General features: G+C 30.9%; 5 protein-coding genes. 3 read left to right on the top strand and 2 right to left on the bottom strand.

The genetic code is table 11. The features are described 5' to 3' along the window. Window positions 1–164: 164 nt before the first annotated feature. The gene (locus tag KPL55_RS21905) at window positions 165–578 is read right to left on the bottom strand and encodes a hypothetical protein (RefSeq protein ID WP_216308888.1); all 414 of its coding nucleotides are present in this window, start codon (window positions 576–578) and stop codon (window positions 165–167) included. Between the two features lie 148 nt (window positions 579–726). Then, window positions 727–1281: a hemerythrin domain-containing protein gene (locus KPL55_RS21900; RefSeq protein WP_216308887.1), complete on the bottom strand. Its 555-nt coding sequence runs from the start codon at window positions 1279–1281 to the stop codon at window positions 727–729. A gap of 254 nt (window positions 1282–1535) precedes the next feature. Between KPL55_RS21900 and proB the strand changes: the two genes are divergently transcribed. From proB to KPL55_RS21885, 3 genes are all read left to right on the top strand, one after another. Beyond that, window positions 1536–2372 (top strand): glutamate 5-kinase, encoded by an 837-nt coding sequence (gene proB / locus KPL55_RS21895; protein ID WP_216308886.1) that lies wholly within the window; start codon window positions 1536–1538, stop codon window positions 2370–2372. Window positions 2373–2457: 85 nt separating this feature from the next. Next, window positions 2458–3714 carry a glutamate-5-semialdehyde dehydrogenase gene (locus tag KPL55_RS21890; protein ID WP_216308885.1) on the top strand — a complete coding sequence of 419 codons (1257 nt, stop codon included), beginning with the start codon at window positions 2458–2460 and terminating at the stop codon, window positions 3712–3714. A gap of 300 nt (window positions 3715–4014) precedes the next feature. Continuing rightward, window positions 4015–6291, top strand: coding sequence for a glycoside hydrolase family 65 protein (locus KPL55_RS21885; protein WP_216308884.1), 2277 nt, complete (start codon window positions 4015–4017; stop codon window positions 6289–6291). The last annotated feature ends 49 nt before the right edge of the window (window positions 6292–6340 follow it).

Raw genomic sequence — 6340 nt, 5'->3', positions numbered from 1 at the left:
AGAAGCAAAGAAGAACAAACACACTGCATAAGAAATGCGACCAACAATTTGATCGCATCATCTTATACATTTTTAATTATTTTACGTGTCTACTTGACAGGTGTCGGTTCACAATATGGTGCTTATTTATTAAAAATATAAATTAATCTTAAATTTTATAAGATTTATTCATATAATCCAAATCCAGTGATAATTAGCATATCCCAATCAGTTTCTTCGTTTTTAACCCAAGTGTATTCAATGCTTAGTTCTTTTAACCATGCATTAAGACCACTACTTTTTTTAGATACATTCGGAGATTGTCTTCCAAAATTTTGTTTTATAACTTCAAGTAATTCTTGTTGCTCATCTTTTCCTATCTCTTTATCTAACATTTCTTCTATAGCGTCACAACATAGCTCATAACATTTTTTATCATCTACATACAATTCGTCCGCTATTAGTTGCCTTTTGTTATTTAAAGTATTCTGAACTTCATTTATTTCTTGTGAATTTGTTAAGTATTTTTTAGCTATGTTCATTGCGGCAATTTCATTATCTATTTTAATTATAGCTCTTTCCAATTTTGCATTTCTCATTTTAATTTTCCCACTTTACATTTTTTATTTAATCATTAATTAATATATTTTCAAAATAAGAACTAGTAGATATGCTAGTCTATTTTTCCATATAATTAATGACAATAAATTAATTATATCATAAATTTACTATGTTGCGAAACTTACGTTAATTAATTTTAGCTTCTAATTCACTTAATAATGTAATATATTTATCTTGAAGTCTATTTTTTGTAGCTTCAGTTTCCACTTCAAAGCAAGCTAGATCTATTTCGTCTAACTGTGATTTACTTAATTTTCTTAACGCAAAAGTATAAATGGTTGTATCTTCTTTTTCAATATGCCTATATAGCAGATCAGTGTAACCTATAGCATTGGCAATTATATCTACTCTAGAATCACTATTACCAGCCTTGAATTTAGCTAAAGAAGCTTCTAAATTTCCTATAAAAAGTCTTCCCAAATCGTGCTCAACAAGCATACCCATAATAGGACCATTTGCTATTCTCTCTCCTAAAACTTCACCCATTTTTTTGAAAAGGATAACCTCCTCTTTACTATGATGGTGTTTATCTGCAAAATTACGTACAAAATCTATAACTTTATTGAAATCATTGTAATCAACCTCTTCATTGTAAAGTATTTTAATAGAGATTTTGCGAGTCACGGCGAGCATTCTCTTTATAAGGTTATGTTCTTCTATCATTAAATCTATAGCATTCATAATACAGTTCCTCCTAAAATTTATTATATGGACATTTAAACATATTTTGGACTTTTATAAATTATTTAAGTATATATACTTTATCTTAAACAAAACAACTTATTATATACATATTTACAATTGTTATTAATTAAAATATATCATATGAAAAAGTTTAAGTAAAACACAATTGTTACCGAATATATATAATTGGAAATTTATCTTTATATGGTGTAAAATTAGATTAATATAGTGTTAGATAGGGAGTGTTTTATATGAACAATAGAAAAGAGTATTTAAAAAATGTAACAAGAGTTGTTGTTAAGGTAGGAACTTCAACCTTAACTCACTCTACTGGATTATTAAATTATAAGCATATTGAAAATCTTATTAGGCAATTAGCAGACATTCATAATAAAGGAATTGAGGTAGTACTTGTAACTTCAGGAGCTATAGGTGCTGGCATGGGTAAATTAGGGCTTAGAAAAAGGCCGGAAACAATACCAGAAAAGCAGGCAGCAGCAGCTGTTGGACAAGGTATCTTAATTCACATGTATGAAAAATTCTTTTCGGAATATGGAAAAACTACAGCACAAATTCTTTTGACAAGAGAGGATATTGAGGATAGTGCAAGGCATCTAAATGCTCACAATACATTTTTGATGTTATTATCACAAGGGGTTATTCCAGTAGTAAATGAAAATGATGCTGTAATCGTCGATGAAATAATGGTTGGAGACAATAATACTTTTGGGGATAATGATACATTATCTGCTAGGGTAACAAACTTAATAGATGCAGATTTACTAATAATACTTTCTGATATTGATGGATTGTACGATTCAAACCCTAGAATAAATCCAGATGCAAAAATTATTTATAATGTGCAAAAAATAACTGACGAAATTAGGGAGTCTGCAGAGGGCGCAGGAACAGATCTTGGAACTGGTGGAATGGCAACAAAAATAAAGGCAGCAGAAATTGTGGCATCTGCAAATGCAGCTATGATTATAGCAGAAGGTTCTACGCCTAATGTTATTACTGATATCTTAGAAGGAATAGAAATTGGTACATTATTTGAAAGAAATATAGATAATATAGATCTTAAATAAAATCTAAATTATGTTAATCAAAGGTATGATATTTGTTAGATTTTAGTTTGAATTACATACACATAAGGTACAAGGAGGGTAAGTAATGGATTTTGAAAATTATATTACAGATATAGGTAGGCGAGCTAAAGATGCCTCTAGAATTATGACTACAGCTAGTACAAATTTGAAAAATGATGCACTTTTGAAGATGGCAGAAGCTTTGATAAATAATAAAGATACTATAATTAAAGCTAATATTAGAGATATGGAACTTGGAAAAAAGAATAATTTATCGGGTGCGATGCTAGATAGGTTAATGATTAACCAGGAAAGAATTGAAAAAATGGCTGAGGGACTTAAAAATGTTGCTTCTCTTCAAGATCCTATTGGTGAGGGAGTAAAAAGGTGGAAAAGACCAAATGATTTAGATATTTCTATGGTAAGAGTTCCGCTTGGTGTTATAGGAATGATATATGAGTCTAGGCCAAATGTGACTGTGGATTCAGCAGCGTTATGTTTGAAGGCAGGAAATGCAATAATCCTTCGTGGAGGAACAGAGGCTATAAATACCAATATGGCATTAGCTAAGGTTATTATAAAAGCGGCCATTTTAGCTGGACTTCCAGATGGGTGTATTCAACTTATTGATAAGGTTGACAGAGAACTTGTAAATAAATTGGTGAAACTTAATGATTATGTAGATGTAATTATCCCAAGAGGTGGAAAGGGACTTAAAAAAGCTATTATTGAAAATGCTACTGTACCAATAATTGAAACAGGATCAGGTATTTGCCATATATATGTTGATTCACAGGTCGATTTAAGTATGGCGGAAGATATAATAATTAATGCCAAAACTCAAAGGCCGGGAGTATGTAATGCAGTAGAAACAGTACTCGTTCATAAAGATATTGCTAGTGAATTTTTACCAAAACTATCTAAAAGACTTTATGAATTAGGGGTAGAAATTAGAATATGCGAAAAAGGAATTGCTATTATAGAAGGGGCAAAAGCTGCACGCGAGGAAGATTGGGCTACTGAATATTTAGATTTAATACTTTCAATTAAGGTTGTTGAATCAATGGATAATGCAATAGATCATATTTTTAAATATGGGACAAAACATTCTGAGGCAATAATAACTACAAGTTATGAAAATTCACAAAAGTTTTTAAGGGAAGTTGACGCTTCTTGTGTATATGTTAATGCGTCTACAAGATTTACAGACGGTTCTGAGTTTGGCTTTGGTGCAGAAATAGGAATAAGCAATCAAAAACTTCATGCAAGGGGACCAATGGGACTTGAGCAACTTACAACTACAAAATATCTTATTTATGGAAATGGCCAAGTTAGAAAATAAAACACATAATTTATCTTATACAAAAAAATAAGCACTGTAAGTATTATTGAAGTCTAATAATACTTATAGTGCTTATTACATTAACTCTTTGAATTAAAATTATTAATATTTTGTTAAAGTAGTTTTTAAAAAAGTACGATTTTGAGATAAATGGACAAAATGGTAGTATTTAAAAGAAAAACCATAGAGAAAATGGCAGGAAAGGTTTTTAAAGAGGTTGTAAATGTTTTCACAAAAACATACAATTAAATTACAAAAACGTTTCCGAAAAAATACCGGAAAGGAATGGAGGGATTAGAAATGGAGTTATGGAAGATTTCTTTAGATAAATATAACACTAACGATAATAAAAAATATGAAACACTTTTTACATTAGCAAATGGGAATAGGGGATTGAGAGGAGCGTTAGAGTTTTCCTCAAAGGGTAATAGAGGAAATTATATAGCAGGAATATTTGATAAATCTCAAAGTCAAGTAACTGAAATAGTAAACCTTCAAGATCCTTTAGGCTTTAATATTTATATTGAGGATGAAAAAGTAGATATTGATGAATGTGACTTATATAGCTTTAAAAGAGAATTAGACATGCACAATGGTGTTTTACAAATGAAGTTTATTGCGACTACTAAAAAGGGTAAAAGTGTAGAAATTAAATGTGAACGATTTGTAAGTAGAAATAAAACTAGTAGGTGGGCTGCAAAATACGAAATAACGCCTTTAAACTTTGATGGGAAAGTATTTATTGAAAACTATATAGATGGATCAGTGACCAATAGTACTTGGGATGTAATGAATAAGACAAAGCATTTTAAAGTAAAAAATATCTATGATAGTAACCCGGGTATTGCACTAACTATAGAGACAAATGATAATAATATAAAATCTATTGAGTTAACAACTTTAATGGGTGAAAATAATAAAGGCAATATATTTAAAAATAGGAGATATAGCGAGTTTGGAGAAGTAGTTAGTGAAGTTTATGAGACATTTATGTCTGAAGGAAAAACAGAGACTATAGTGAAATATGGTATAAGCATTAGTGATAAGGATATAAGAAGTGATTTAATTGCAGAGGGAACTAAAGAATTAAAGGACTTTATAAAGGAAGGGTATGAGGCTGAAGTTGAAGCACATAGCAACATTTGGAGAAAAATATGGGATGAAATAGATATAAAAATCCAGGGAGATGAAAAAGCTCAAATAGGTATAAGATTTAATTTATTCCAATTATCAGCTTCTGCTTATGCTGGTGATACTACAGTGAGTATAGCAGCAAAAGGTCTTCATGGTGAAGGGTACAAAGGTCATGTTTTCTGGGATACAGAGGTGTTCATGCTTCCTTTCTTTATATATACAAGACCAGATGTTGCAAAGGCACTATTAATGTATAGATACAATACTTTGAACGGTGCAAGAGAAAATGCTGCGATAACTGGATATAAAGGTGCAAGATTCGCATGGGAAGCAGCTGATGATGGACTAGAGGTTACTCCTAAGTGGGGAGTTGACTATGATGGTAATGCAGTTAGAATTTGGACTGGAGATGAGGAATATCACATAAATTCGGACATTGCTTTTGGAATAGTTGAATATTATAGGGCAACAAACGACAAAGAATTCCTTGTAAATTACGGTATTGAAATACTATTAGATACAGCTAAATTTTGGCAAAGTAGAGTGGAATACAATAAAGGCAACGATAGATATGAAATAAGTTCAGTAATAGGACCTGACGAATTTCATGAACATGTTGACAATAATGTATTCACAAATTATTTAGCTAAATGGAATATAGAAAAAGCACTATTTTTTAAAGAGTGGTTAAAGACTGAAGATAATGTTAACTACAAGGTTCTTTGTTCAAAACTAGGATTAAATGAAGAAGATTTTAATATGTGGGAAACAATGACTGAAAAAATGTATATTCCAATGAGTGAAGACGGAATGATAATTGAGCAGTTTGAAGGATATTTTGATTTGGAAGATATAGAAATTGAAGAGTATGATGAAAATGAAATGCCAGTATGGCCAGATTTTAAGGGTAACAAGTTGGGAGAAACGCAGCTTTTAAAACAAGCAGATGTTGCTCAATTGATGATTATGCTTCCAGAAGAGTTTTCTGAAGCTGTTAAAAAAGCAAACTATGAATATTATGAGAAAAGGACAATGCATAAGTCTTCTTTAAGCCCCTCAATGTATTCGATAATGGGTCTTGCTGTCGGAGATAGACATAATGCTTATAAATATTTCATGAAGGCTATATATACAGATCTTGAAGATAATCAAGGGAATACAGATTTTGGTCTACATGCAGCAGCTGCGGGAGGGTCATGGCAAAGTGCTATTTTTGGGTTTGTAGGGTTAAGAGTTAATAAAGAAGGCGTATTAAATATTAATCCATGGTTGCCAGAGCAGTGGGAAGGATTATCCTTTAATATCAATTGGAAGAGTTCAAGAATAGGTATCTCAATTTCAAAAGATAAGATAGAAGTGGATTCAACATGCGAAGCAACAGTGATTATATATGATAAAAGTTATTTAATTAGTGACAAAAAACAGTTAGTAGTTGCAAGATAGTAGAAAAGGTGGAGAATAGTACTTATAGAATAAATTTCATAAGAAGAGA

Source organism: Clostridium lacusfryxellense, assembly GCF_018861735.1.
GTDB classification, from domain to species: Bacteria; Bacillota; Clostridia; order Clostridiales; family Clostridiaceae; genus Clostridium_AD; species Clostridium_AD lacusfryxellense.
Note: the sequence above shows the minus strand (reverse complement) of the source record. Positions and strands in the feature narration are given on the sequence as shown.